The following is a 1,501-nucleotide window of genomic DNA, read 5'->3' as shown; positions in this document are numbered from 1 at the left end:
AGGTGGTATCGCGGATGTGGTGCAGGGCCTCGATCTTCCAGTGGTCGCGGATCTGAGCCGCCGCGTGTTTTTCGGACACCGTTTCGGTGTGTTTTCTATGCCGCGAGTCGCATGGTTTCGTACTCTGCGTCGACTTCTGCCGGGGTCTTGTAGCCGAGTCCGGAGTGAAGTCTTTTGCGGTTGTAGAAGACTTCGATGTAGCGGGTGATCGCGCGTCGTGCATGCCGTCGCGTGGGGAATGCGGTGCGGTGCACGAGTTCGTTCTTCAGGGCGCCGAAGAATGATTCGGCCATTGCGTTGTCCCAGCATACACCGGTACGGCCGACCGAGGGACGTATGCCCAACTCGTCGAGCCTGCCACGGAATTCCCGGGACGTGTATTGCGCGCCGCGGTCGCTGTGAAATATGCAGTCGGCGGCAAGGTTGGTGCGGCCGGCGGCCATGGTGATGGCATCGGATATCAGCGTGGTCTTCATATGGTCTGCCATGGACCAGCCGATCACGGCTTTCGTGTGGCAGTCGATGACCGTGGCGAGATACAGGAAACCTGCCCAGGTGTGGACATAGGTGATGTCACCGACGAGTTTTTGTCCGGGTGCGTCGGCGGTGAAGTCACGGCGTATCAGATCCTGGACATGGTGGGCTTGTTCGCCGGCGAGGGTGGTGGCCCGCCACGGCCTGGGCTGGCACGGGACCAGGTCCAGGCCGCGCATCAGCGTCCGGACCAGCTCGGGGCCGGCCTGCACACCCCGGCGGGCCAGCGCGGCGTGCACTCGCCGGTAGCCGTATGTCTCATCGGAATTCTCGAAGACTTCCCGGATGACAACTTTGAGTTCTTCCCGACGTTCCGCGGTCACGGACAGGGGCCTGGACCGCCAGTCGTAGAATCCGGACTTCGACACCTGCATCCAGGCGCACATCTTCTTGACGGGGAAGCGATCCTTCTCGCCGTCGATGAACTCGTACTTCTCGTTCACCGATACTCCTGAGCGAAGAAGGCCGCCGCTTTTCCCAGGAACTCGGTCTTCATCCGCAGCTCCCGGTTCTCTTTCTCCAGTTCCCGCAGACGGGCCCGCTCCGAAACGGTGAGCGGGGCTTCTTCCCCGGGATGGGCGCGCCGGTAGGCGTTGACCCAGTTCCCCAGGGTTCCCTCGACAAGTCCGAGTTCCCGGGCTACCTGGGCGATCGGCCGTGACTGCTCGATCACCATCCGGACAGCCTCGTCCTTGAATTCAGGACTGAACTTCTTGCGCTTCTGTGCCACGTGCCTTCTCCGTCGATCAGGCCAACAATTCTAGTTGGCCCGGTGTCCGGAAACTTCGGGGCGCCTCAGAAACCCCGGTAGTCGGCGCTGGCGACTGCGTACGTAAAGCCCTGGGGCACGCGCACCACCAGGTTCAGCTGACAGTTCTTGCGGAAGGCCGTGGGATCGGAATTGCCGCCGGCCTGGGCCAGGTAATTGCTGTAGGTGACGGTGAAGGCGGTGTTGTCCGGTGCGACT

General features: G+C 62.3%; 1 protein-coding gene and 1 pseudogene. Both read right to left on the bottom strand.

Features of this window, described 5'->3' with window-relative positions; translation table 11 throughout:
- Positions 1–95: 95 nt before the first annotated feature.
- A protein-coding gene (locus tag ACIBA9_RS38155) for an IS3 family transposase (protein WP_399370381.1) occupies positions 96–1,264 on the bottom strand; the annotation gives its coding sequence in 2 pieces (ribosomal slippage) (positions 96–1,012 and positions 1,012–1,264; 1,170 coding nt in all).
- Between the two features lie 68 nt (positions 1,265–1,332).
- Positions 1,333–1,501 (bottom strand): annotated as a pseudogene (locus tag ACIBA9_RS38150) (DUF4360 domain-containing protein); the annotation flags it as partial.

Origin of the sequence: Streptomyces sp. NPDC051452 (assembly GCF_044454765.1) — a bacterium.
Taxonomy (GTDB): Bacteria; Actinomycetota; Actinomycetes; order Streptomycetales; family Streptomycetaceae; genus Streptomyces.
This window is presented reverse-complemented; position numbering and strand designations above follow the sequence as displayed.